The organism is Enterococcus sp. LJL120 (assembly GCF_054871765.1).
This window is the reverse complement of record NZ_JBTXLV010000001.1, coordinates 334,721-358,629: the sequence shown is the minus strand read 5'-3', so window position 1 is coordinate 358,629 and position 23,909 is coordinate 334,721. Positions and strand designations below refer to the sequence as shown.

Here is a 23,909-nt window from a genome sequence, read left to right as displayed (position 1 = left end):
CATCCCCCCTTCGCCTATATATACAGAGAAATTTTCAAAAAGACTTAGCTTATGCCAAATTTTTTCAATTTTATTTTAGTCCTTCTTCGCCAATGTGGATAGTCTTTACAAATAATAATATCTGCTACACTCGTTCAAATAAAAATAGAAATAGCAGAGTACTTTGACAGCCTGTTTACAAATAAAAAATCAAGCATCCTCCCTCTTCGAAATAGAAACGAAGAAAGGTTAGATACTCGATTTTAAGTTTATTTTTTGTGAATTAGAAAGTTAGCTTACCTAAAAAGTTGATTAGCTTCTTTTTACTCCGGCAAAACTGGTCACTGACCTCATCTAAAATCTTTTATACGCCATTAAACGGACCGCTGACGACCACTTTTCCCAGCATATGACCGGTTTCCACATCTTTCGTTGCTCGTTTTAAATTTGCAGCGTTAATTCCATTGTCATAGACTTTGTTGACAGTCGACTGCAGTTCGCCTTGCTCGGCCAAATCGGCAATTAAAGCTAGGGCGGCACCTTGAGAGTCCAGCAAATAATTATGATCGGTTTTGGCAAACATGTATTCCCAATCGAAACTCACGGACAGATTTTTCCAGGCGCTCAGATCAAGCGCTTGCGTCACGCCGACAATCGTACCAACGTGACCAAAGGGCCGAATCAAAGGGGTAATTTGTTCAAGATAGCCGGTAATATCAAATAAAACCGCAATATAATCAACTTTGTCAACGCCTAATTCCTGCAGGCTTTGGGCCAAATCCTGATGATAATCAAGGGGCTGGTCAGCACCAAATTTTTGCAGCCAAGGAAAATTTTTCTGACTTGCTGTGGCATAGACTTCCAGTCCGGCCCATTTTGCCAGCTGATTTAAAAGCGAACCGACGCCACCGGCTCCATTAATCACCAGAATTTTTTTGCCGGAATTGGCATTTTTGGCTGGAATCAAGCCGAATTTATCAAAAAGCAGTTCATAAGCTGTCAATGAGGTCAAAGGCAATGCAGCTGCTGCTTCATTACTTAAATTTACCGGGGCTAAGGCGGCAATTCGTTCATCGACTAGTTGAAAGGCTTGATTGCTCCCAGCTCGTGTAGTAGTCCCCGCATAAAAAACCCGCTGACCTACTTTAAACTTTTCGACTTGGTTGCCGATTGCTGCGACTTCGCCAACGGCATCAAAACCCAAAAACCGCAGATGCTGGCTTTTTGTGGTCGTTTGCCGCAATTTTGTATCGACAGGATTCACCGAAAGCGCCTGCACCTTGACTAAAATGTCCCGCGGTTTTGGCGTCGGAACTTCAACTTTTACATCAATAAAACTGTCCTTTTCATCAATCGGCAGGCCTTCATAAAAGCCGATTGCTGACATCATTTTTTTCTCTGGCATAATCTTTGCCTCCTTCTACAGCTAAATTATGGAGCAAAGCAGCCAAAATGAAAATAATTTTGCCTTTTAAACAGCAAACTATTCAATTCAGCAGCTAGAAGGCCTGTCTGAAAACAGAAAAAGGTTATTTTCAGCTACAGCCCTAGATTCTCTAAAATCTGCTGATAACGCTTGGTGGCCAGTTCGCTCACCTGGCCTTTTTTACAAAATTCCAGTTTATTTAATTTTGGTGAATGCCGCTCCACTACAATTTTTCCGTCTTGCGTTTTGCTTTGTAAATAAGCAAAAGCTTCTAAAAAGCGGGCATCTGTTTGGGCTGTTGGATAATGGGACAACACGTAGACATATTGAAATAAATTGTAATCAGCAAAGGGATATTCCACTTGTTTAAACAGTTTGCCAATTCCATAATGGCAAGGACTGATCGGCGTTTTAATTTCCCAATGCTTTAACAAAAATGCCACTGCTGCAGCTGCTTGCGGATTTTCGCTAAATTTTTCTCGGTGTAAAAAGGCATGCAAGACTAAAAGGGTGGTCAATGGCGTTGAAAACTCTGTTTCAGGTCCCCGGCCATAACTATATTTATTGCATTTCCAACCGCCATCAGATTCTTGTGTTTCCAAAAAATAGCTAAAGGTTTTATCTAGTCGGAAATCCTGCGCCTGTCCCAACTGGCACAAACTCAGTAAACCTAAAGCTGTATAACAAGGGTAAATGCCGCCCTTTGGATACAGTTTGAAACGGCCATCTTCTTTTAAGACTGAAAACAACAGTTCCACACTTTCTTGAATGACAGGCTCTGAAACTGGAACCCCTAACTCCACTAAATATGTTGGGGCGATAACTGCATTTAAGGGACTGCCCTTCAACAGGCGCAAATCAGGAGTGGTCCAATAATCAAAATCAAACTGGTTTTTATAGCTGAGAATCCATTCAATATCTGCTTGATAGGTGTGCATGTTTTGCCTCCTTTAGATTTCTATTTGGCTATCCTCATTACTTTAATTTTTCCTCCACCACTTCTTTAAATAACCGAGCCGGAGCAATTTCCAAGGCCCTCTCTTTGTGCATCAAATAAGTGCGGCGGATAAAAGAGCTACCATCTTTAAAAGCAATCTCCTTTTTATAACCTTCATAATTGACTAACGTAATCTCTGGAACAATCGCCCAGCCCAACCCTTGATGGACAAACTCAACACAGGAATTAGCGTTGTCCACCAGAATATTTTCACTGGATAAGGTCAGTAAATCATTTTCAATCAGCCAGCGATTAACCTCTTCTTGAAAATAAAAATCACTTTTACGGGAGATAAACGGCCGCTTGCGCAATTCTTCAAAGGACAATTCCTCTTGACTGATAAGATAAATGCGGTCTTCTGCAATCAATTGCCGCTGAAAATTTCCGCCAAATTCGCCCCGGATAATCGCAATATCAATCTCATCAGCCACTAATTTTTGATAAATGGTGCGGCTGTAATCCGCTGTGATATTTAATTTGACCAGCGGGTTTTGTTGATGAAAAACCGCCACTAGCTTGGGTAGTTCGTACTGGGAAAAATTAATCGAACAGCCGAGATTCAGGCTGCCCCGCACGCCATTTTCAGCAAATTGCAGCTGATCCTTCAGCCTATTCAACAGACGTTGGATTTGGATGGCGGTAGTCAAAACTTCTTCGCCTTCCGCTGTAAAGCTAACACCGTTTTTTGACCGCAAAAATAATCTAACGCCCAGCTTCGTCTCTAATAGTGACAGGCGTTTTGATAACGACGACTGGTTGATAAATAACAATTGGGCCGCCTGCGTAATATTGCGGGTCTGCTGCAGTGCCAACAGCATCTCAATATCTTTTTCATCCATCTCTCTCAACTCCTTTAAACACTCTTTATTTTCATATTTTACCATAACTGTCATTCCTTTTACGCATAGATACAATGCTTTTTTTACCTTTTATTCTTATGCTGAAATCGGTTACTTTTAAAGGGTAGAAATTTTAGAGGAGGCAGCATATGAAAATCGAAAAAGCAGCAATTGCCGGCACTTTGGAATCCAGTGACGTCCAAGTTACCATCACCCCGAGTCAAGCCGGCAACCAATTTTTAATTGAGAGCAGTGTCATGAGTCAATACGGGAATCAAATTACCGCTTTGGCTCAAAAGGTAACGGAAAATTTGGAGATGGAAAATGCCCAGATTAAAATCGTCGATAAAGGAGCTTTGGATTGCACGATTAAAGCTCGGATTGAAACCGCCTATTTCCGCAGTATCGGCAAAAATAAAAATATCGCTTGGAAGGAGCTGATTTAAATGGCAGAAAAAATTAGACGTTCGATGATCTTCTTAAATGCGCAACGGGCGACTTTGGTCAAAGACGCCTTTGTCTATCAGCCGGACTGCGTGATTTTTGATTTGGAGGATGCCGTGGCGGAAAAGGAAAAAGATTCCGCTCGCATTCAGTTATTTAATACTTTGCGGGATATCGACTATCAGGGAGTGGAGCGCTGGGTGCGGATTAATGCGCTGGATTCTGATTTATTCGAAGAAGATATTCGGGCAGCTGTCGCCGGCGGAGCAGAAGGCATTCGCCTACCAAAAACCGAGACTGCCGCAGATGTTCAATTAGTCGAGAAACTCGTGGCAGCAGCCGAAAAAGAATTTAACGTACCAGTCGGACACACCATGCTGATGGCGGCGTTAGAATCGCCGCTTGCCATCATCAATGCTTACGAGATTGCCAAAAGCAGCGAGCGTTTGATGGGCATTGCTTTGAGTGGCGGCGATTTCACCCGCACGATGCATTCCAAACGAACGATTGCCGGTCAAGAACTATTCGTGGCCCGCTCCCAAATGCTAATGGCAGCCCGGGCAGCTGGCGTGATGGCTTTTGATACGGTGTATACGGATATTGATAATCCGGAGGGCTTTGTCGAGGAAGTCAACTTTATTAAAGACCTTGGCTTTGACGGCAAGTCGCTAATTAGTCCTAAGCAAATCAGCGTCACCCATGCAGCCTTTACGCCAGATGCTGCTGAAGTCTATCACGCTGAGCATGTGATTCAGGCAATTGAAGATAATAAAGAAGCCGGTATTGGTGTTTTAATTGTCGACGGCAAAATGGTCGATATCGCCCACGTTGAAGGGGCTCAAAGAATTTTGAAACTGGCAAAAGCTGCCGGCACCTATAAGGGGGAATTAGTGTGATTAATCAATTAGGTCGTGAGATTCCAGATAAATATTTAACTGATGGTCGAGAAGTTTTTCAAGGGCAATATTACCGTGATGGCTATGAGTTCACAAAGAGTGCCCCCACCGTTAAAGCTCACGTTAAACCGCAAGAAAGCAAATTAATCGCTTCTATCCGTGAAGCTGTCATCGCCGCTGGTCTTAAAGATGGCATGACAATTTCCTTTCACCACCACCTGCGTAATGGGGATTATGTTGTCAATCTGGTGATGAAGGAAATTCACGCATTGGGAATCAAGGATTTGTTAGTCTGTGCTTCTAGCTTAAATACCGCACATAATTATTTAGTGCCTTGTATCGAGGATGGCACGGTCACTGGCATTTCTACCAGCGGGATTCGTGATGAAATCGGCGAAACAGTTTCTGCCGGCAAATTAAAAAATCCGGCAATTATCCGGACCCACGGCGGTCGAGCTCGGGCAATCGAAGACGGTTCCGTTAAAATTGATGTCGCCTTCTTGGCTGCCCCAACCAGCGATAAATGGGGCAACGCCAGCGGAAAAGGCGGAAAATCTGATACCGGTGTTCTTTCTTATGTTGACGGTGATGCCCGCTATGCTGATAAAGTGGTCATCATCACAGACACTCTAGTTCCCGCACCAAATTTCCCTGCCAGCATCAAAGGGATTGATGTTGATTATGTGGTGGAGGTCGATTCAATCGGTGATGCGTCAAAAATTGCCACCGGCGTGCTGCGCCTAACCACGGACACTAGAGAACTAATGCTCGCTGAAAATGCTGCGAAATGTATGTATCACTCCGGCTTATTCAAAGACGGCTTCTCCTTTCAAACTGGTGGCGGCGGACCTTCTCTAGCGACCACGACCTTTTTGAAGGAATTTATGGACAAAGCCAATGTCAGATGCGGCTGGGCCATGGGGGGCATCACTGAACCTATCGTCAATTTATACCGTGACGGCTACATCAACACCTTATTAGACGATCAAGCCTTTGATTTGGCTTCGGTCGCTTCGGCCCATAGCGACCCGCGGCATTTTGAAATTTCCGCTTCCCAATATGCCAATCCTTTTAACAAAGGAGCCTTTGTTAATCAGCTAGACTTTGTCATCTTAGGCGCTTTAGAAGTCGATATTGATTTCAACGTCAATGTTGTCCAAGGCTCCACTGGTATCCTTCAAGGAGCCCCCGGCGGTCATACCGATACTGCTGCCGGTTCAAAAATTGCGATCATTGTGGCGCCGTTGATTCGCAGCCGGCTAGCAACTGTCCGCAATCATGTGACCTCTGTGACGACACCAGGAGAAAGTATTGATATCGTCGTCACCGATTATGGCGTTGCGGTAAATCCTGCCCGTCAAGATTTACTGGAAGCCTTTAAAGATACCGATATTCCGCTAAAAACTATTGAAGAATTGCGGGACTTGGCCTATCAGTATGCCGGAGAACCAGAAGATATCGAATTTGACGACCAAGTTGTCGCCTTGATTGAATATCGCGACGGCACTTTGATTGACGTTGTTAGAAAACCCAAGAACTTTAATAAATAATCCGCTGATTGAGGTTGCTAAAACTGCGGGAATTCCGCAGTTTCAGCCGCCTCAGTTTTTTTGTTGAAACGTGTTTAACAGTCTCTTTTAGAGAATACAAGAATCTTTGAAAGAACCTTTTCGAGAGACTTTTTGTTTCCTTATTAAGCTCGATAAATTTTAAATTAAACTCAGATTGCTCTATCGATGATACTCCTGCTGGCTCTACAACTACCTCAGCCTGCAGCTGTTCTTTCACCAGCTGCTCTGTTTGAGCAACCGCCGTTTTTTCCTTTAGAGGGCGGCTATTCCCATCATCAAAAATTGTAGTAATCCGTTTCTCAACATATTTTGCCCCAACAATTTCTGTGTAAAGCTGCACGCCATTGCGCTCAAATAGCTTTAAAGCAATAATCTCCTCCATCGCCCTGCGTACTGCTTCAGCGGATAAATTCTGATGACAACACTCCACCACAATCCGTTTGCGGCTGCCGTCAGCATTTTTAAATAATAGATGTAGTTTGCGCATGTTCTCGGCTCCCCTTTTTATGAAAATAGCTTGTCATAATAGATACAACCTGAGGGAGGGAAAAATCAACAGATGAGGTGAAAAAAATAAAAAAACTGCCGAGAAAAAATCTCAGCAGCTTATCTGTATTACTTAATTAATAAATAAAGTAATTGGCAAACAACTTTTCATACTCTTGGTGCCGTGTTTCATCCGGTACAAAATAATTTTCTTGAACCTCAGGCGTTAAGTCTTCGGTCTGATGCAAATAATATAAGCCAAAAATTGGTTCATTTTTTTCCGTCAAATAACAAGTCGCACCTAAGACATCCGCTGTCATCTGTGAAAGCTCAGCGGTTTGGAAAAAACCGCCGTTAACGGTAATTTCAATCATTTCTCCAAGACTTTCCTGCAATGTTCGAATGTTCATCAGAACACCCTCTGTCACGGCCCGAACAAAGTCAGCCTTATGATGCTGACTCGTAATTTTCTGAAAACTAGCCGTTTGATCCATATCCCATAAAGGGGCCCGCTCGCCATTCAGATAAGGGGCAAAACGCAGACCTTTAGCGCCAATTGGTGAAGCTGCTAATGCTGTTGGCAGCCCTTGATAAAAGTGGGCAGTTTCTTCAAATAAAATATCGCTGGCCCAAGCTAAGACATTGCCACCGTTGTTTGACGGTGCGCCGGTTACATATAGTTCGTGATGCAAGTAATAACAAAAATTTTGCCGGATTGGATCAAGGCGGGGACTGGTTCGCAACTTCCGCAAAGCCGCACTAGTCCCAATGGTTAAACTATTTGGAATGCCACTGGTTTTAAAGCCAGCATAGGTGGCCAGGCTGCCGTCACTGGCACCAATCATGATTTGACAATCCGTTGGCAATGAAAAGTCAGTCGCAGTTTCAGCCAAAATCGGGAACAACTCGGTAGTGTCCGTCAGCGGTGCTAATTGCTTTTCTGATAAATTTAGAAAATCTAAAATTTCTGCATCCCAACTTAAGGAATTTAGATTGAGTAGACCTGTCGCTGAGGCCGTGGCCAAGTCTAGCCGCCATTGACCAGTGAACAGCTGCATCAAACACTCTTTGAGTCCATACCATGACATATTTTGTGGGTAAGTCCCCTGCTCATTAAAGTACATAATCTTAGCAAAGGGCGTCATCGGATGAATTGGTGTGCCGGTTTTTAAATAAAACTGGCGGGCAGTATCACTGCCTTTAAATTCTTTGATTGTATCTTTAGCTTGAGCATCTGACCAAAGGAAAATATTCTCGGAAGAGTCATTTTCATAAGGGAATAAACTGTGCATCGCCACACTAAAGCCAATTGTTTTTATCCGCTGTCGCAGCTCATCTGGAATAGCCGCAATCCCTGCTTTTAGCTCCTGATAAAGCTCACTGCGTTTTTGAAAACGAGCAGCCCCCACTTGATAAGTTTTTGACAGCTGCAAAGTTTCCCAGACAAGCTGACCGTTGTCAATTAAACCAAATTTAATGGCGGTGGTACCGATGTCGATACCTAAAAAGAGTGTTTGATTTTGCATGATAATCCCATCCTTGTTCCTGTAAAAATTGCAAAAAGGCTGAACTGTGCCAGAGCCAGAGTTCAGCCTTTTTGCCTATTTATATTCCTGTTCGTCTGCCACTTCAAATTGGCGAGTCTCGATAATTGATTTATACCACAGTCCCGATTTTTTCATGGAACGGGTGCGCTCTTCATTTAGCTCAATTCGCACCAGACCATAGCGATTTTTGAAGGCATTCATCGGAGAAACACAATCGGTAAAGGCCCAAAGCATATAGCCTTCACAGTTAGCTCCTTCTTCGACGGCTTTAATTAAATAGCGTAAGTGCTGGCTGATAAAATCAATGCGATAGCTATCCTGCACCATCCCAGTTTCATCTTGATACTGCTCTTCATTCTCCCGGCCCATGCCATTTTCAGTAATCAGCCAAGGGATATTGCCATAATTATTTTTCAAATAAAGGGCCATATCATACATCACCTGCGGATAAATTTCCCAACCACGGGAATTATTCATCTGTTTACCAGGCAAATCGAAGGTGTCATAGAAAATTTCTGGATGGAAAGGTGTCTCAGCATTGGGTGCGTATTTTGGTGAACGAACTCGTTTAGAATAATACTGGTTCACCCCTAAAAAGTCCAATGTATTTTCCTTAATAGTCGCCAAATCTTCAGCAGCTGTTTCAATCCAAACCCCATGAGCTTGACAAATATCAATCAATTCCTGTGGAAAAATTCCTTTAATCATTGGTGTAAAGAAAATTTGATTAAAAAATAAATCATACATAGCAGCCGCTTTTTGGTCAGCCTCGGAGCTAGAACGGGCATAAACCATCTCAGGATTTAAAACACAGCCAATCCGGCCACCTTGATTTAATTCGTAGTAGATTTCAACAGCCTTGGCACTAGCTAAAACTTTATGATAATTCCACAGCAACCACTTCTGCGTGTTTTGCTCGTGAGGCCAGCGAATCGCATCTAAATAAATGCGGGTCTGCGGCACAATCGGTTCGTTAAAGGTAAACCACTGTTTGACCCGGTCGCCAAAACGTTCAAAGGCGATTTTGGCATAGCCGGCATATAAATCAACGACTTTTCGCGAAGACCAGCCATCGTATTTATCAGATAAGACTGCTGGTACCTCGTAATGCTCCAAGCACAGCATTGGTTCTACACCCGCTGCTAATAGCGCATCAATCACATCACTGATGTGCTGGGCGTAGTCCTCATCGACAATTAATTGTTCGTGATCAGTGAAAAAGCGGGCCCAATTGATGGAGGTCCGATAATGAGTCAGCTTGATTTCCTTCATCAAGTCAACGTCATCTTGATATTTTTCCATAAAATTGGTAGCAACTGCTGGGCCATAGCCATTGTGCCAAACAAATTTTTCATTTTTATACCAACAATCTAAATAAGAATCCTGGTTTTCCTTTTTACCAATCCAGCCTTCAGTTTGCCAAGCGGATGAAGCGGCTCCAATAATAAAATTTTCAGGGATTGTGATTTTCATAAAGCTCTCCTTTGATTAACGACTTTCTTTATTAGAAATCTTAACGAATGGTAGATAAATCAAAATAGCGACGACAATACAGATTGCCTGGGTGATGACCGCACCGATATCACCAGCAGTTGCCAAGTAGGCATTTACGATTGGCGGCATTGGCCATGGCACCATCACAACGGCTTTTGCAGCAAATCCTAATGAAGTTGCAAAGTAACCGATTGTCCCAGTTACTAAAGGCGTGATGATGAAAGGAATCGCCAAAATCGGGTTCAACATAATCGGCATTCCGAAAATCACTGGTTCATTAATATTAAAGATACCAGGAGCCAGAGATAACTTGGTAATTTCCCGCATGTCATCTCGTTTACCTACTAGTAAAATAGCAACCAACAGACCAATGGTAACACCGGAACCACCCATACTCATATACATATCCCAAAACGGCATCGTGATAATGTTAGGAATTTCTCTGCCCGCTTCAAAAGCCTCTGTATTGACGGCAATCGCAGCTAACAGCAACGGTTCACGGATTGGTTTAACCATCTGATTACCATGAATCCCAATCACCCAAAAAACTTGAGCAACCAGCATTAAAATTAAAATTCCCGGTAAACCTTGTACAACACTTTCTAAAGGTCGTTGAACAATATTATAAATAATATCATAAGCATACTGACCAGTGATTGCTTTAATAGCAAAACCCGCACTGGCAATTACTGCTACTGTAATAATTGTGGGAAATAGCGCCGAGAAACTAGCAGATACATTACTAGGTACTGTGTCCGGCATTTTAATTTTCAAGCCGTCACGTTTTCCTAACCAGCTATATAATTCAACTGAGACAATTGCAACAAACATGCCTAAAAATAACCCTTTAGTATCAGTGTATTGTTTAGCTAACACGTTTTCCACTAAAACTGTCGTATCATTATTGACTAGCTCATAGGTGGTGGGATTAACGGATAAATAAGACATCACTGCTAAAATCCCCGGAAATACCCCGCTGATTTTATTGAGCTTAGCTAACTCAATCCCTATTAGAAATACAGCATATATAGTTAAAAAGCTCAGTGTTACATAACTCACTGCTGATGCAATCGGTTTCAATTCCTCTAAAAACCGCAAGGCATTAATTTGAGCTAAGCCATTGTCAGCATCAAAAACCATCGCTGAGAATAATGTCCCAAAAGCTCCCGTAATAATTACTGGAATTAATGCAGAGAATGCATTTTTAATGACCATGATGTAGCGCAGATTATTAATCTTGTTTGCAAAACTTCCTAGCACATCGGTTAGTTTGTCCATAAAACCACTCATTCTTTCTCCTCCTCAAAATAAAAAAGTCATCTGATGTATTTCAATATAAAATACATCAGATGACTTGTCAACTTTTTTTAAAGCGTTTTCTATTTTTTTTTATTATCTTGCGAAACTCCTTGCGGTTAGTGGCCATATGGACTGTCATTGTATCGAAGGCTTCCAGCTGATCATGGTTAGCAATCGCCTCAACAATATCTGAATGCAGAGCAATAGTTTCAATCTTTAACCGTTCGACATTGTAACTCTTATTGAAGAGGGCAATCGACTCATTAATTACTGGAATAATGTGCGTCAAGCCAACATTTCCGCTAGCCTCAGCAATCGTCGTATGCAATTCAATGTCCAATTGAATGTGGTCATCCGTTCCTTCTAAAAAAGAAATTTCAATTTCATCCTTCAAATAGGTGATTCGCTCGATTTGTTTAGCGGAGGCATTTTGAGCGGCTAAGGCGGCCATTTTCGGCTCCAACAAGTAACGCAACTCAAATAAATCTAAAATCATCTTATCTTGGTCTTTAATCAAAGAAAAGCCTAGAGGATCTGTTGCGATGCCCCGCTTATCACTAATAAAAGTCCCTGACCCTTGGCGGACTTCTAAAATATTACGGGAAACAAGCACACGAACTGCTTCCCGTAAAGTGCTGCGCCCAACATCTAGCTCTTGGGATAACTGGTACTCATTGGGAAGTTTATTGCCAATCTTCAAATCATGGGTTTTGATAAAAGCAATAATTTTATCTGTTGTCTGCTCAACCAAAGTTTTCGTAGCTTCCACTTGCATGCCCCTTTCAAAATTCATCTGATGTATATGCTTTCATTCTAATTACTTTTTGCATTTTTTTCAAGTCAAAAAATAGCAACTTCTTTTGTTCTATAAAAACATCTGATGATATTGGAGGACAATTTTTAGCATCAGCAACGGATATCAGTAATAAATTCTTTCCATAAGTATTATCGAGAGTGTTCTTCTCACTTCTCCCACAACCGCAAATCCACCTCAGCAAAATACAACTGCTGACTGCCGGTAAAACGAACCAAAACTTGTTCTTTTTCATCATAGAAAACGACAACACCATAGATTCCCTTAAATGGTCCATCCAAGGGAGTGACGCCATCGCCAATTTTAAATTGTTTCATATTATTTTTCCTGCTTTCTTTTACATTTTTTTATCTAGAATAAATAGAGAGCTGATGCGGGTGCCAATCAGTAGATATGGCGTTACGATGCCCATAAAATAGAGAAATTGAAAAAGACTTTCCTTTTGAAAGGCTAGTTCAAAAAAACTAATGCGTTTGAAGAAACCAAAATCTGAACACAGCAAGACAATTAAGACAAAGGTTGCCAAGATAGACGCTGCACCATAAGTAATCTGATTGCCTTTACTGACAATCAACTGCCAGCGTTCATCATTTTGATAAACACGGCGCTTTCTGAGTTCAAATAGCACAGTGCCGAAAGCCGCAAGTCCTAAAATTAGCAAGCCAAAAATATTGAGTAACTCAAGCACATCATTCATCTTCTTCCATCTCCTGACTAAACACCTCTGTGATTGGCACCGCAAAGACTTTGGCTAAAGTAAAGGCCAAGTCCAAGGAAGGCGTGTATTTGTATTTCTCAATCGAAATGACCGCCTGTCGCGATATACCAGCCCGCTTGGCTAAATCAGATTGCGTCCAATCTCTCTCAGCCCGTAAAACTTTCAAACGGTTTTTTATCATAACTCCGTCTCCTTTAGTAACAGCTACTAAACATATTGTAATCACTTAGTTACATTTAGTCAATAAGGAAAGACAAAAAATATTCAGCCGCACATCTAGTCTTGGCTGAATACTAAAAAAATTCTATTTATTTTTGGCAAATTGACAGGTGATTTTAAATTTGACTATTCAAACGGCTTTATAAAATTCTCAGCACCTACACTCCTGTATATTTAGCAAAATATAAAACTCCTAACGCAGGTTCAAGGGTAAAACGGTCCAATGTCGTTTGCGTAGCTGAATCAACTGGCGGGTTTTCAACTTCATAGATGATTTCCCCGTTCTCAAGAAATTCCACCGGCGAGACATCGCTGGTTATCGCGATTAGCGGATGGCCGGAAAAAAATAAATGCGTGCGTAAGGCTGCTTCGGTTGAGATATGCAGCAGAAAAAAAACCGCAATCACTATGCCCAAGCCCCAGCCTAAAATAAGATTTATCTTCTTTGCTTTCATTTGCTCCCCCCATAAATTAAGCCCTTTCAAAATAGTATAATTCATTTTTGTCTCGACGTGGAAAAGTTACGAGAAAAATTGTTGTTCTTTAAAAATTTTTACAAAAAATCCCGCCACTCTTTTTACAGATGGCGGGAAAAATCGTATTAATTAAGCTTTAGATAGTTGCTTCTTCAAAGTTTTTATTTACTTGATCCCAGTTGATAACTTCCCAGAAAGCTGCGATGTAATCAGGGCGTACGTTTTTGTATTTCAAGTAGTAAGCATGTTCCCAAACATCAAGACCAATCACTGGTGTTTTACCATCAGTTAATGGAGAATCTTGGTTGCCTGTTGAGGTAATTTCTAATTTGCCGTTGTTGACTACTAGCCAAGCCCAGCCTGAACCGAAACGACCAGTTGCCGCAGTTTTGAAGGCTTCTTTGAATTTTTCAAAATCGCCAAATGCATCATTGATAGCATCAGCAATTGGGCCAGTTGGCTTGCCGCCAGCATTTGGTCCCATAATTTTCCAGAAGAAGCTATGGTTAGCGTGACCGCCGCCGTTGTTGCGCACAGCTCCACGAATATCTTCAGGGACTTCATTTAAGTTCGTTACTAATTCTTCAACAGTTTGTTCGCCAAGTTCTGGATATTTTTCAATTGCTGCATTCAAATTAGTCACATAAGTGTTGTGGTGTTTGTCATGATGCAAATGCATAGTTTCAACATCGATATAAGGTTCCAAAGCATCATAAGCGTAAGGTAATTCTGGTAAAGTGTAAGCCATTTTAAAGTCCTCCTCAAATTTTAAGTACAAGATAAGAGTACCATTCACTTGTGAAATCTTCAAAAGATATGCTTCCTTATTTTCCCGCTATTCTTCTGTTGTTTTTTTAAAAATGAACAATTTACTGAAGGCATAATTGGCAACCACAACCAGCACTTGGGATACCAGCTTGCCAACAAAGACATTCCATTTGAAAACGTCAACAATCACATACAAGGAACCGTTATCTATTCCTAATGATAAAATCCGGTAAAACATAAATTTCAGCCATTCCCAGACCAGCTGACCGACAGTCTCGCTCTTTGTTTGGAAGACAAAAATTTTATTGGTGACAAAAGCAAAGAGGACCGAGATAAACCAGGCGATTGTATTCGCCACAATATAATGATGCAAAAAAGCGTTGGCGATAAAAAAGACGCCCATATTGACCACTGTCGTTGCGCCACCAAAAAATAAATAGGATAAAATTTCCCAGTAGCCTTTATCCTCTAAGATTTTTTTCCATTTTTTAAAAAATTCCATAACCTGCTCCTTCAAAAAGTTCTCCTATCTATCTTAAAATAAAAATGTCTAGAATACTAGTCATCCCCGCCACAAATCTGTTCATAGTCAATTCATTGAAAAAAGTCATAATAAAAAACGTGTCCGCCGAATTCTCCAGCAAATCGTGGGTTTATTGAGGCAACTAGTCGTCAATAAAAAACAATCTTCAAGAAAAAATGGGACTTACCTTGTGTTTAGGGCCGCTCTTCGATAAAATACAAACTAGACAGATTAAGAAAGGAACCATCATGACAAACTGGAAATTATTTTTAGCTTCTTTTTATCAATTCGACCAATTGCAGGCTGCCCGCAAAATTCCTTTTTGGAAAACGATTCTCTATGCCTTGTTTTTAGGGGTGATTTTAGCACTGCCGATTGCCCAAGGGGTCTTCTCCTTTGTTGGTGACATTCAAACCGACGGGACCCAGATTGCCGCTGAGATTCCTGATTTTCATTTTGAAAACGGCGAAATCGTCACCGATGATACTGACGGCTTCATTTATCAAACCGATACAATTGTCTTTACCTTTGACCCTGAAGGCCAGCGCACGCCGCAGGAAATTTCAAGTGATCTGGTGGGAAACTTGTTCAGTATCGGCTTTTCTAAAAATGAGCTGATTATCGCCTTTGCCAATTCTGATATGATTTCGGCCGTCTTTGGCTCCAATATTTTTGAAATTCCTTATGATAATGAAACTCTAGCGCAACTGACCGGTGCTGATATCCGCCAGATGCTGACAGAAACCCAGCTGCCTTTTTGGATGGAAGCCCTAGTCTTTTTATTTTTACTCTATCCTGTTTGGCTGAGTCTGATGTTCACCCTACTCTTTGGAGGCATCACCTGCTTTTTATTCAGCACACTGCGGCGGATTCGCTTAACCTTCTTTGAAACCTTAAAAATTTCCGTCTATAGCGCAACGGTGCCGATTATTTTATCTGCACTGATTTCCTTCTTTTTACCAAGCTTTGATGTTTCATTATTTACAATGCTTTTGACCCTCTTCATCTTTTCAAGAGCTACCAAATCATTGGCGCCCAAGCCACCTGTTATCAAATAAAGATAAAATCCGTTAGTTTTCAGCCCTCCATCCACTTGGAAGAGCTGAGAGTTAACGGTTTTTTTTTGCCAAGTTTTTCAAGAGTGTTGAGGGCATTGGGGTGGTACAAACTTTTTCTTTCTATAATCTCTAGCCGATTCATTAGCCTTTCTTTTTGCTAAACAAAGCAAGGTTGAATGGTTTAAATTTTGAAGGCAACTTCTTATAAAGTAGTTTCTTATTAATCAATTTTTTATTACGCAATTTTTTCCTAAGCAATTTCTTCCAAAAAAGGATTTTCTAAAAATTGTAATTTGCTAAACCAATGAGTCTTTCACTCCACAAAAAGAACCACTCTTTCACTGACAGCTTTTTTATATAGTCAATCATTCAGCCTTTCTCCCCACTAAACAGTGAGATTTTTTGCTGAAAAAGGTTGCCTTTGCTACAATGTAACTAGCAAAATTTACACAGAAAGAGGTTTGCTTTATGACACAGCCAATTATTTATGCATCACGAAACTTTAAAGACGAGTTTTTAGATCAAATCAAGACGATTGCCCCAGACTATCGTTTCCAAACTGAGCTAGCGCCAGAGGACATCGCAAATGTTGAAATCACCATCGGTTGGGATAAAAAGCTCGCTCCAGAGTTACTAGCCAACAACCGTTTAAAATGGGTCCAAGCAATTTCAGCCGGTGTCGATTATCTGCCCCTTAAAGACTATCAAAAAAATAATATCCTGCTTTCAAATTCCAGCGGCATCCATGCCACGGCGATTACTGAGCATATTATCGGTGTTTTATTGGCCTATTACCGGGATTTGCTGACGATTGCGCAACATCAGGAAAATACGCTGTGGCAGCATCGCAACGAGCTGACAGTCGGTCAATTAGCCGAGAAAAAAATGCTGATTGTCGGTACCGGTCATATCGGTCAAAAAACGGCTCAAGCAGCCGGCGCTCTCGGTGTTCAAGTCTATGGCGTGAACACCACTGGACATCAAGTAGATGGCTTCTTTGAAACTTACACCTTTAAAAATTTAAACAAAGTCGCACAGGGCATGGATATTATCGTCAACATTCTGCCTTTAACAGCAGAAACGACGGCTATTTATGATAGTACCTTCTTTAGCGGACTGCATCCTGACAGTATTTTTATCAATGTTGGCCGCGGTCCTTCCGTTGTCGAAGATGATTTAGCGACAGCTTTAGAAACAGGCGAATTGGCCTTCGCCGCTCTGGATGTCTTCAAGACTGAGCCATTACCAGCAGATAGCATTTTATGGCAGACAAAAAATCTGCTAATTACCCCTCACATGTCTGGTGAATTAGTCGGCTTCCAAAAGAAATTTATGAAAATTTTCTTAGCCAATTTGAAATCCTATGTCGCCGATGGAAAATTAGTGAAAAATGAAGTGAGTCTGGATAAGGGGTATTAAAAAGACAATAACAAAAAAGCTAGGCTGCACAGTTAAATGCACAGCCTAGCTTTTTTTTAGTCAACTATTTCTTCCTCAACCCGTACCTTCTCCTCAGTCTCCTTGACAATATAAACCGGGCGATTTTTCGTTTCTAAAAAAATCTTGCCGATGTACTTGCCGATAATTCCTAGAGACATCAGCTGCAAGCCACCGACAAAAAGGAAAATAGAGACCATTGATGGCCAGCCGCTAGTCGGATCCCCATAGAAAAACGTCCGAAAAATAATAATCAGCATGGCAATTCCTGAGCCGAGACAGGAGAAAAAGCCCATAAAAGAAGCAATATTCAAAGGCATATCAGAAAAATTAATAATGCCGTCAATTGAATAATTCAACAAAGACCAAAACGACCAAGAAGTATCACCGGCAACCCGTTCACGATTTTCATAGGAAAGGTATTCGGTTTTAAAGCCCACCCAGCTGAAGAGCCCTTTAGAAAAGCGGTTGTATTCCCGCAGCTCTAAAATAGCGTCCACCATTTGACGGGTCATCAGGCGAAAGTCGCGAGCGCCGTCCACCATCTCTGCTTGACCGATTTTATTGATGATTTTATAAAACATGCGGGCAAAGAAGCTGCGGATGGCTGGCTCGCCTTCCCGGTCAGCTCGCCGGGTACCGACACAATCTAAATCAGGATCGGCTGCTAGCATGGCAATCATTTGTGGCAGTAATTCTGGTGGATCTTGTAAGTCGGCATCCATCACCGTCACTAATTGGCCCCGGGTCGCTTCTAAGCCGGCTAAAAGGCCGGCTTCTTTGCCAAAATTGCGGGAAAACGAGATATAGCGGACCTTGTGATCCTGCTGAGCTAATTCCCGCAGAACGCCAAGGGTGTTATCCTTTGAGCCGTCATTGACAAAAATATATTCAAACTCATCCTCCACCAGTTGCTGAACTTTTTCCATCTCAGCATAAAATAATGGAATTGACTCTTCTTCATTATAACAAGGCACTACAATTGATAGCATAGTTGATAAAATCCTCCAAAAATTCCTTTAAACGTACTAATTCTAAAGTTATTGTAATATAACTGGCGCCAAAAAGAAACAAGCGCCGGCTTTTTTAAGCTGCGCTTGTGAATACTTCAATATTTATTCGCTGAAAGTATAATTTGGTTCCTCTAATTTTTCATCATAATCCACCAGTAAATCATAATTGGCAAAGAACCAAGCATCCGTTTCTTCTACGAAAAATAAAATACCATCGATGGTTTCCGAATAAATTGGTGCTACCGGCTGGTCAACTGACATCCCAACGGAAAAGCCTTCATGGACATTCGTTGCTCCGTAAACTTTTCCATAAAAATGCACACCGCTGCCTGCTGGAAAGGTCAGCTCCTTTTTAAACCACGCCAACGCTTGATCTGTTACAGTAATTTTCACAATTAGCCCACCTTTTATTGATTCATCTTCTCATCTAAATATTCTACATCATCTGTCTCCCCAATTACCAATAAATTGTCTGCCTGCTGCACAATTTCATCAGCAGCCGGTGAGACCACGACTTGACCATTTTTGCGGCGAATAGCCACGACAGTCAAGCCAAAATGCTGACGGAAGTTCAGCTCCATCAATGACTTATTGTAGAATTTTTCATTTTCGACATGGATTTCAGCCAAGGTGAATTTATCAGAGAGCTCCAGATAATCCAAAATATTTTTAGAAACCAGCTGATGGGCAATTCGTTCCCCCATGTCCCGCTCTGGATGAACAACTTTATCGGCGCCGATTTTTTCCAGCACCCGCGCGTGATAATCATTAACCGCTTTGGCTAACACATTCGGTACTCCCAGCTCTTTGACCATCAAAGTTGCCAAAATGCTGGCCTGAATATCTTCACCAATCGCCACTACAACACAGTCAAAATTACGAATCCCCAAAGAACGCAGCGTCATCTCGTCTTGCGCATTGGCGACAACCGCATGGGTCGCAATATTCATATATTCATTTACCCGATCTTCACTGCTATCAATCGCCAGCACTTCCATGCCCGCCTCAATCAAAGTCCGACAAATACTGCCACCAAAACGACCTAATCCAATAATCGCAAAGTTCTGCTTCGTGCTCATCCTTCTGCCTCATTTCCTAAAATAGCTTCATAAGGAAGTATATCAAAGGGGGCCTAAAAAAACTAGCCGGCTGAAAGGAAACTTAACAGTCTAATCTGTTAAAAATCAAAGGAAAACTCCTCATCTAATCAACTGCCATTTTTTAAGGCTCTTTGACAAATGAATAGCTTTTGATAGACTTTAATTAAGACATGATTCTAAAAAAATGGAGGAAAATACAATGGGAAAAAGTTTTACACAAGATTATTTTTTATGCTCGTTAAATCCTAAAGGCGCCGCTGAATTGGTTAACAGCGACGAAGGAGCGGCTATTTTGTTTGCCAGCGCCATATTAGAGTTGCAATTTGCTGGAATCATCGAGTTGGACAACAAAAAAAGATTTGTCGTCGGAAAGGAGCTTCCTCCTCAACTAAACTATCTGCAACCGGTCTATGATTTTATTAAAGATAACAAACCCAAAAAAATTGAAAGCTTAGGCGAAGACTTCTATTTCAATGATAAGCTGCCAAAAGCCCTATTTACATCAGTCGGAGAGTCTTTAGTTCAATTAGGCGCTGCAACCGAGAAACCCAATCAAGGCCTGTTTAAAAATAAGACCTATATACTGCCGGAAGAAAAGACGGTCATTGCGATTATCGAAAAGATTCGGGTAGAACTATTGGAAGATGGCAAAATTACCGATGAAGTTGTGATACTATCGGCCCTTTTAGAAAAAAATTCGCTAATTAGAAAGTATTTTTCTAAATACGAGCGTGACTTAATCAAACAGCGCTTAAAGGAAATTCGCAAGTCAGATTCCTATCAGCTGATAACCAAGCTGTTGGATGCTATGGATTCATGGATTGCCATCTTCACAACTACCTTTATTACCATGACCTGATAAAAGCTAAAAATTAGGACTTTAATGATTGAAACAGCAGTCATCAAAGTCCTATTTTCTCTAAAGCTACAGAAAAAAGTGTTCTTTTGTTGTCTTTTTTTATCCAAGATAATGAGAACCTTTAGCTAAAAGTTCGATTTTCTTTGCTACAAAGCCATTTTGGTGATTTTTGACTGTGGCTCCCTTGAAATTTTCTTCACAATTATTCTAGAAAATTTGCTACAATCTAGTTAAAAAAGACAGGCGGTAACTCCGTGTTTAAAACTATTCTTCTCACCTTTATCGTGGCCTTGATCAGTGCTAAAATTGCCCAGCGGTTAAAATTGCCAGCTCCATTTATGACCGGCAGCATGATTGGTGTGGCTCTTTACTCTGTTTTTGTCCATGATTTATTTATGCCCAGTTATTTTAAGACCTTTGCGCAAATTGTCAGCGGGGCTTATATCGGCCAGCAGATTTCTAAACGGGACCTGCAGACCTTCCCCAAAATGGCCAAACCGATTCTCTTTTTACTGCTGCTATTTACGATTAATACCTTTGCAATGGGCTTTTTATTTTTCAAATTGTTTGATTTTGACTTGATTACCAGCCTGCTTTCCTGTTTACCAGGGGGCATTATGGATGTTTCCCTTATCAGTATCGACATGGGGGCCAAATCAGAAATTGTCGCCACGATGCAGCTGATTCGTTTAGTGGGAATGTTATTAATTCTACCTTATTGGATAGAGTTTTTAATCAAAAAGCTCAATAAAAATCAAGACCCGCCCGTTGAAGTTGCCGAACCCAAATTGGAAAAAACTTTGAATCACGGCACTAATTCAGCTTTGGCGAATAATCTGTTGATTCTCGTGGTGGCAGCGATTGGCGGACTAATTGGTGTCTTTTTACAAATTCCAGTTGGCGCCTTGAGCTTGTCGTTAGTCTTTTCTATCGGTATCAAGCTCTTAAAAAATACAGCGCCGCTATCCAAGCATCTTCGTTTTTTTGCGCAATTGATTGCTGGTTCGATTATCGGCAGTACGATTACCAGAGACAGCATTTTAAATATGGGTAGTTTGATTTTACCGGCGATTATTTTACTCTCCAGTTATCTAGTGATCAATGTGATTTTTGGTGTGACCATTTCCCGCCGCAAGCTGTTGGATTTCCGTTCCGCCCTCTTTGCCTCATCACCAGCCGGAGCGACTGATATTTCCTTGATTGCCGGTGATTTAGGTGGCGATATGACAAAAATCGCCTTAGTTCAAATTAGTCGTACCCTATATACAGTTATTTTTCTACCGCAATTTATCCGCATTGTCGTGGCCTTTGTCAGTTAAAATTTCAAACAAAATAAAACTGCCAGCACAGTTCTGCTTCATTTTTGAAGACAGTCACTGTGCTGACAGTTTTTTTATGATTTAACTAAGCCGTGTTTAAAGGCATAAATTGCCGCTTGCGTGCGGTCCTCAACTTCCAATTTGGAAAGAATATTGGAGACGTGAGTCTTCACCGTTTTTAAGGTAATAAATAACTCATCGGCGATCTCTTGATTGCTCATCCCTTGGGTAATCAGCATCAAAATTTCAACCTCTCGATTGGTTAAATCCTCATGCAACACCGGCTCATTTTTCCGGCTGAGGCGCTCCATCATCTTGGTGGTAACTTCTGGCTCTAAAACCCGTTCCCCCCGCTGTGTTGCTCGAATCGCTTCGGCAATTTCACTTGCCGTTGAGGTTTTCAATAAATAGCCCGCCGCTCCCGCTTCAATCGCCGGATAAACCTTTTCGTCATCAATAAAACTTGTGACGATAATAATTTTGGCTTCTGGCCATTCCTTTAAAATTAATTTAGTGGACTCAATGCCGTCCATTTCGTCCATCACTAAATCCATTAAAATCACATCCGGTCGCAACTCCAAGGCCAATTCATAGCCTTGTCGACCATTTTCTGCTTCTCCTACCACTTCAATATCGCTTTGAATCGACAGGTATGACGACACGCCTAAACGCACCATCTCATGATCATCCACCAGCATTACACGAATCATGCAGATTCCTCCTCTAAAATTGGAACCTTGATTTCAACGCTGGTTCCTTGATTTTTAAAACTGATTATCTTGACGGTCCCGCCGACACCAGCGACCCGTTCACGAATATTATTCAACCCATAACTGCCGGCCCGGTTTTCGGTGACATCGAAGCCGACACCATCATCCACCACCCGCAACAAGACATTCGGGCCAATTCGATGCAGATAGACTTCCAATTCCTTGGCTTTGGAATGCCGCAAAGTATTTGATAATAGCTCCTGCACCACTCTAAACAATTGATCTTCAATGTTCGCTGACAATTTGACTTCCTCAGCATCCCACTTCAACTCAATTTGAATTTTCGTCTGCAATTCCTTCAGCAGCTGCTCAATCCCCTGCTTCAAGCTCTTGCCCTCAAGACTGACCGGCCGCAGATGCAACAAGAGCGCCCGCATTTCCGATTGAGAAGCATTGATGATGGACGTCACTGTATCCAGTTGCTTACGCAAAGGTGCCAGATTTTCATCCTGATTGGCGATTTCATTTAAGGCCGACAATAACATCATCGCCGCAAATAATTGCTGAGAAACGGAATCATGGAGCTCCCGTGCCAAACGATGGCGCTCCTGCTCCAAGATTTCCTCTTTGGTACTGCCATCCACTAGTTGCGGCAGACTGTTTAAAGCCTGCAGCTCCCGGGAAATTTCCACTAATTTTTCTTGAATCCGCAGAACATCTCGGTTCATCTCATTCAAATAAATATTATTAGAATAGTCAATTTCCTCGGTTAATTTAGGATTATCATAATTGCCATTGGCTAATAAACGCAATTTTTCTTCAATCGCTTTACTACCAGAGCGCTGCAGCCAATTAACAATAAAATAAGTCAGCAGGCCCAACACGGCAGCAATGACCACCAGATACACTAGGTAGGGGATAAAGAAGATTTTTTGAGTGACCAGTTCCACCCACCAATGAGTGGTGCCGCTCGCGTAAAAAAAAGTAAAAAGAATAAACAGGAATAACACAAAGTAGGCAAGCATGGCATACAATGCAATCAAAAGGCGACCAGGTTTTTGCATCATACGCGGATCACCTCTAAGTCACCTACCAACGTGTTAGTCAAAATCTTCAAACGGCGGGGATTTTGGTCGTAATCGCCGCTATACAGAGTCACTGTTTCATTCTTCAAAGCATCCTGAGTATTTTCAAATTCGATTTGACCATAGAGGGCCGAGTGCTGCAATTGAATGCCCACCCCCAAAGGTACTAAAATCCGAGTCCGGCCAAAGCCTTTACGAATAATGACAATACTGTCGTCTTTCGGTAACAATGTATTGCCCAAATCGACAATCGTATCACCAGCCAGCAGATTCAAGTTGATGTCATTCCATTCATAAACATCATCACCAATCCGTTCACTACCCAGCCACTGCATTTTTTCTTTTTGCTTATCATGCTGCTGCGGCTCCGTCGTCTTCACGATAATCATCTGCTTTTTGCGCCAGAAGGAATTTTTCGTGATATCAACCCCAGAAATTTCAATGCCCTTTAAGCCGATATACAATACCGCTAAAATCACCATTATCCAAAAAGCTGGCGAACTCGCCATGCCTAAGAAAATCATAAATAAACCAAAAATCAATTCAAAACTTTGGAAATTTCCCCGGCCCCGCTTGCGTTTGCGCAAACCTAAATAGACACAAAATATTCCAAAGGCTAATAACAATAACAGCGCCGGATTGGTCAACACCTGATAGACGCCAAATAAAAATAGTAAGATTTCAACTACAATAAAAAAACGTAGTGAGCCCATGCAATTGCCCCCTTCTTCCGTGATTCTATATCTATCTTAAAGCTTTTCAGCTCCATTTACATTGGACCTAAGACCTAATTGTTAACTATAGCAGTTTTGAAAAAATCAGTAAATAACTT

At 41.5% G+C, this 23,909-nt stretch carries 27 protein-coding genes; 7 read left to right on the top strand and 20 right to left on the bottom strand.

All coding sequences use genetic code 11. From position 1 onward, the window contains the following. Positions 1-343: 343 nt before the first annotated feature. The 3 genes from ACYSNU_RS01800 to ACYSNU_RS01790 form a co-directional block, all read right to left on the bottom strand. Positions 344-1,384 carry a zinc-binding alcohol dehydrogenase family protein gene (locus ACYSNU_RS01800; protein ID WP_461735512.1) on the bottom strand — a complete coding sequence of 347 codons (1,041 nt, stop codon included), beginning with the start codon at positions 1,382-1,384 and terminating at the stop codon, positions 344-346. Positions 1,385-1,518: 134 nt separating this feature from the next. After that, positions 1,519-2,343 carry a prenyltransferase/squalene oxidase repeat-containing protein gene (locus ACYSNU_RS01795; RefSeq protein ID WP_461735511.1) on the bottom strand — a complete coding sequence of 275 codons (825 nt, stop codon included), beginning with the start codon at positions 2,341-2,343 and terminating at the stop codon, positions 1,519-1,521. 37 nt (positions 2,344-2,380) lie between these two features. After that, complete coding sequence (locus ACYSNU_RS01790; protein WP_461735510.1) at positions 2,381-3,241, bottom strand: LysR family transcriptional regulator; 861 nt, start codon at positions 3,239-3,241, stop codon at positions 2,381-2,383. A 149-nt stretch (positions 3,242-3,390) separates the two neighbouring features. On the opposite strand from ACYSNU_RS01790, the gene citD reads away from it, so the two are divergent. The 3 genes from citD to citF are packed head-to-tail and all read left to right on the top strand — an operon-like array spanning position 3,391 to position 6,131. Further along, positions 3,391-3,687 (top strand): citrate lyase acyl carrier protein, encoded by a 297-nt coding sequence (gene citD / locus ACYSNU_RS01785; RefSeq protein ID WP_461735509.1) that lies wholly within the window; start codon positions 3,391-3,393, stop codon positions 3,685-3,687. Then, positions 3,688-4,581 (top strand): aldolase/citrate lyase family protein, encoded by an 894-nt coding sequence (locus ACYSNU_RS01780; protein WP_461735508.1) that lies wholly within the window; start codon positions 3,688-3,690, stop codon positions 4,579-4,581. It begins immediately after the preceding gene. Next, a complete protein-coding gene (citF, locus tag ACYSNU_RS01775; RefSeq protein WP_461735507.1) occupies positions 4,578-6,131 on the top strand; it encodes a citrate lyase subunit alpha in 1,554 nt (517 codons plus the stop codon). Before ACYSNU_RS01780 ends, citF begins: the two co-directional genes overlap by 4 nt. Here citF and ACYSNU_RS01770 read toward each other — a convergent pair. The 11 genes from ACYSNU_RS01770 to ACYSNU_RS01720 all read right to left on the bottom strand — a co-directional run bounded on the left by ACYSNU_RS01770 (position 6,121) and on the right by ACYSNU_RS01720 (position 14,475). Continuing rightward, entirely contained in the window at positions 6,121-6,639 is a 519-nt protein-coding gene (locus ACYSNU_RS01770; RefSeq protein WP_461735506.1) for a DUF2922 domain-containing protein, read from the bottom strand. The genes citF and ACYSNU_RS01770 overlap by 11 nt on opposite strands. Positions 6,640-6,775: 136 nt before the next feature. Next, positions 6,776-8,164 (bottom strand): gluconokinase, encoded by a 1,389-nt coding sequence (locus ACYSNU_RS01765; protein WP_461735505.1) that lies wholly within the window; start codon positions 8,162-8,164, stop codon positions 6,776-6,778. A gap of 75 nt (positions 8,165-8,239) precedes the next feature. Beyond that, complete coding sequence (locus ACYSNU_RS01760) at positions 8,240-9,658, bottom strand: glycoside hydrolase family 1 protein (RefSeq protein WP_461735504.1); 1,419 nt, start codon at positions 9,656-9,658, stop codon at positions 8,240-8,242. Positions 9,659-9,673: 15 nt separating this feature from the next. Next, a complete protein-coding gene (locus ACYSNU_RS01755) occupies positions 9,674-10,969 on the bottom strand; it encodes a PTS sugar transporter subunit IIC (protein ID WP_461735503.1) in 1,296 nt (431 codons plus the stop codon). Between the two features lie 67 nt (positions 10,970-11,036). Beyond that, positions 11,037-11,747, bottom strand: a complete 711-nt coding sequence (locus tag ACYSNU_RS01750) for a FadR/GntR family transcriptional regulator (protein ID WP_461735502.1) — start codon at positions 11,745-11,747, stop codon at positions 11,037-11,039. A gap of 194 nt (positions 11,748-11,941) precedes the next feature. Beyond that, positions 11,942-12,109 carry a KOW domain-containing RNA-binding protein gene (locus tag ACYSNU_RS01745; protein ID WP_461735501.1) on the bottom strand — a complete coding sequence of 56 codons (168 nt, stop codon included), beginning with the start codon at positions 12,107-12,109 and terminating at the stop codon, positions 11,942-11,944. A 20-nt stretch (positions 12,110-12,129) separates the two neighbouring features. After that, positions 12,130-12,489 (bottom strand): hypothetical protein, encoded by a 360-nt coding sequence (locus tag ACYSNU_RS01740; protein WP_461735500.1) that lies wholly within the window; start codon positions 12,487-12,489, stop codon positions 12,130-12,132. Continuing rightward, the gene (locus ACYSNU_RS01735) at positions 12,482-12,691 is read right to left on the bottom strand and encodes a helix-turn-helix transcriptional regulator (protein ID WP_461735499.1); all 210 of its coding nucleotides are present in this window, start codon (positions 12,689-12,691) and stop codon (positions 12,482-12,484) included. The genes ACYSNU_RS01740 and ACYSNU_RS01735 overlap by 8 nt, the downstream gene beginning before the upstream one ends. A 196-nt stretch (positions 12,692-12,887) precedes the next feature. Continuing rightward, on the bottom strand, positions 12,888-13,184 hold the full coding sequence (locus ACYSNU_RS01730; RefSeq protein ID WP_461735498.1) for a hypothetical protein: 297 nt from the start codon (positions 13,182-13,184) through the stop codon (positions 12,888-12,890). Between the two features lie 157 nt (positions 13,185-13,341). After that, the gene (locus ACYSNU_RS01725; RefSeq protein WP_265455576.1) at positions 13,342-13,953 is read right to left on the bottom strand and encodes a superoxide dismutase; all 612 of its coding nucleotides are present in this window, start codon (positions 13,951-13,953) and stop codon (positions 13,342-13,344) included. An 87-nt stretch (positions 13,954-14,040) separates the two neighbouring features. Then, entirely contained in the window at positions 14,041-14,475 is a 435-nt protein-coding gene (locus ACYSNU_RS01720) for a GtrA family protein (RefSeq protein ID WP_461735497.1), read from the bottom strand. 269 nt (positions 14,476-14,744) lie between these two features. Between ACYSNU_RS01720 and ACYSNU_RS01715 the strand changes: the two genes are divergently transcribed. Continuing rightward, on the top strand, positions 14,745-15,554 hold the full coding sequence (locus tag ACYSNU_RS01715; protein WP_461735496.1) for a DUF1189 domain-containing protein: 810 nt from the start codon (positions 14,745-14,747) through the stop codon (positions 15,552-15,554). Between the two features lie 468 nt (positions 15,555-16,022). Next, the gene (locus tag ACYSNU_RS01710) at positions 16,023-16,973 is read left to right on the top strand and encodes an NAD(P)-dependent oxidoreductase (protein ID WP_461735495.1); all 951 of its coding nucleotides are present in this window, start codon (positions 16,023-16,025) and stop codon (positions 16,971-16,973) included. Between the two features lie 56 nt (positions 16,974-17,029). Here ACYSNU_RS01710 and ACYSNU_RS01705 read toward each other — a convergent pair whose 3' ends face one another. The 3 genes from ACYSNU_RS01705 to ACYSNU_RS01695 all read right to left on the bottom strand — a co-directional run bounded on the left by ACYSNU_RS01705 (position 17,030) and on the right by ACYSNU_RS01695 (position 19,083). Continuing rightward, positions 17,030-17,983, bottom strand: a complete 954-nt coding sequence (locus tag ACYSNU_RS01705; protein ID WP_461735494.1) for a glycosyltransferase family 2 protein — start codon at positions 17,981-17,983, stop codon at positions 17,030-17,032. A gap of 123 nt (positions 17,984-18,106) precedes the next feature. After that, positions 18,107-18,397: a HesB/YadR/YfhF family protein gene (locus tag ACYSNU_RS01700; protein ID WP_461735493.1), complete on the bottom strand. Its 291-nt coding sequence runs from the start codon at positions 18,395-18,397 to the stop codon at positions 18,107-18,109. A gap of 14 nt (positions 18,398-18,411) precedes the next feature. Then, a complete protein-coding gene (locus ACYSNU_RS01695; RefSeq protein ID WP_461735492.1) occupies positions 18,412-19,083 on the bottom strand; it encodes a potassium channel family protein in 672 nt (223 codons plus the stop codon). A 220-nt stretch (positions 19,084-19,303) separates the two neighbouring features. On the opposite strand from ACYSNU_RS01695, the gene ACYSNU_RS01690 reads away from it, so the two are divergent. Together ACYSNU_RS01690 and ACYSNU_RS01685 are read left to right on the top strand one after the other, a co-directional pair. Next, the gene (locus ACYSNU_RS01690; protein ID WP_461735491.1) at positions 19,304-19,963 is read left to right on the top strand and encodes a GOLPH3/VPS74 family protein; all 660 of its coding nucleotides are present in this window, start codon (positions 19,304-19,306) and stop codon (positions 19,961-19,963) included. Positions 19,964-20,217: 254 nt separating this feature from the next. Next, a complete protein-coding gene (locus ACYSNU_RS01685; protein WP_461735490.1) occupies positions 20,218-21,282 on the top strand; it encodes an AbrB family transcriptional regulator in 1,065 nt (354 codons plus the stop codon). A gap of 74 nt (positions 21,283-21,356) precedes the next feature. Here ACYSNU_RS01685 and ACYSNU_RS01680 read toward each other — a convergent pair whose 3' ends face one another. The 3 genes from ACYSNU_RS01680 to liaF are packed head-to-tail and all read right to left on the bottom strand — an operon-like array spanning position 21,357 to position 23,790. After that, positions 21,357-21,992 (bottom strand): response regulator, encoded by a 636-nt coding sequence (locus ACYSNU_RS01680; RefSeq protein WP_265455596.1) that lies wholly within the window; start codon positions 21,990-21,992, stop codon positions 21,357-21,359. Then, positions 21,989-23,059: a sensor histidine kinase gene (locus ACYSNU_RS01675; protein ID WP_461735489.1), complete on the bottom strand. Its 1,071-nt coding sequence runs from the start codon at positions 23,057-23,059 to the stop codon at positions 21,989-21,991. Before ACYSNU_RS01675 ends, ACYSNU_RS01680 begins: the two co-directional genes overlap by 4 nt. After that, positions 23,056-23,790, bottom strand: a complete 735-nt coding sequence (gene liaF / locus ACYSNU_RS01670) for a cell wall-active antibiotics response protein LiaF (RefSeq protein WP_461735488.1) — start codon at positions 23,788-23,790, stop codon at positions 23,056-23,058. The genes ACYSNU_RS01675 and liaF overlap by 4 nt, the downstream gene beginning before the upstream one ends. Positions 23,791-23,909: the final 119 nt, after the last annotated feature.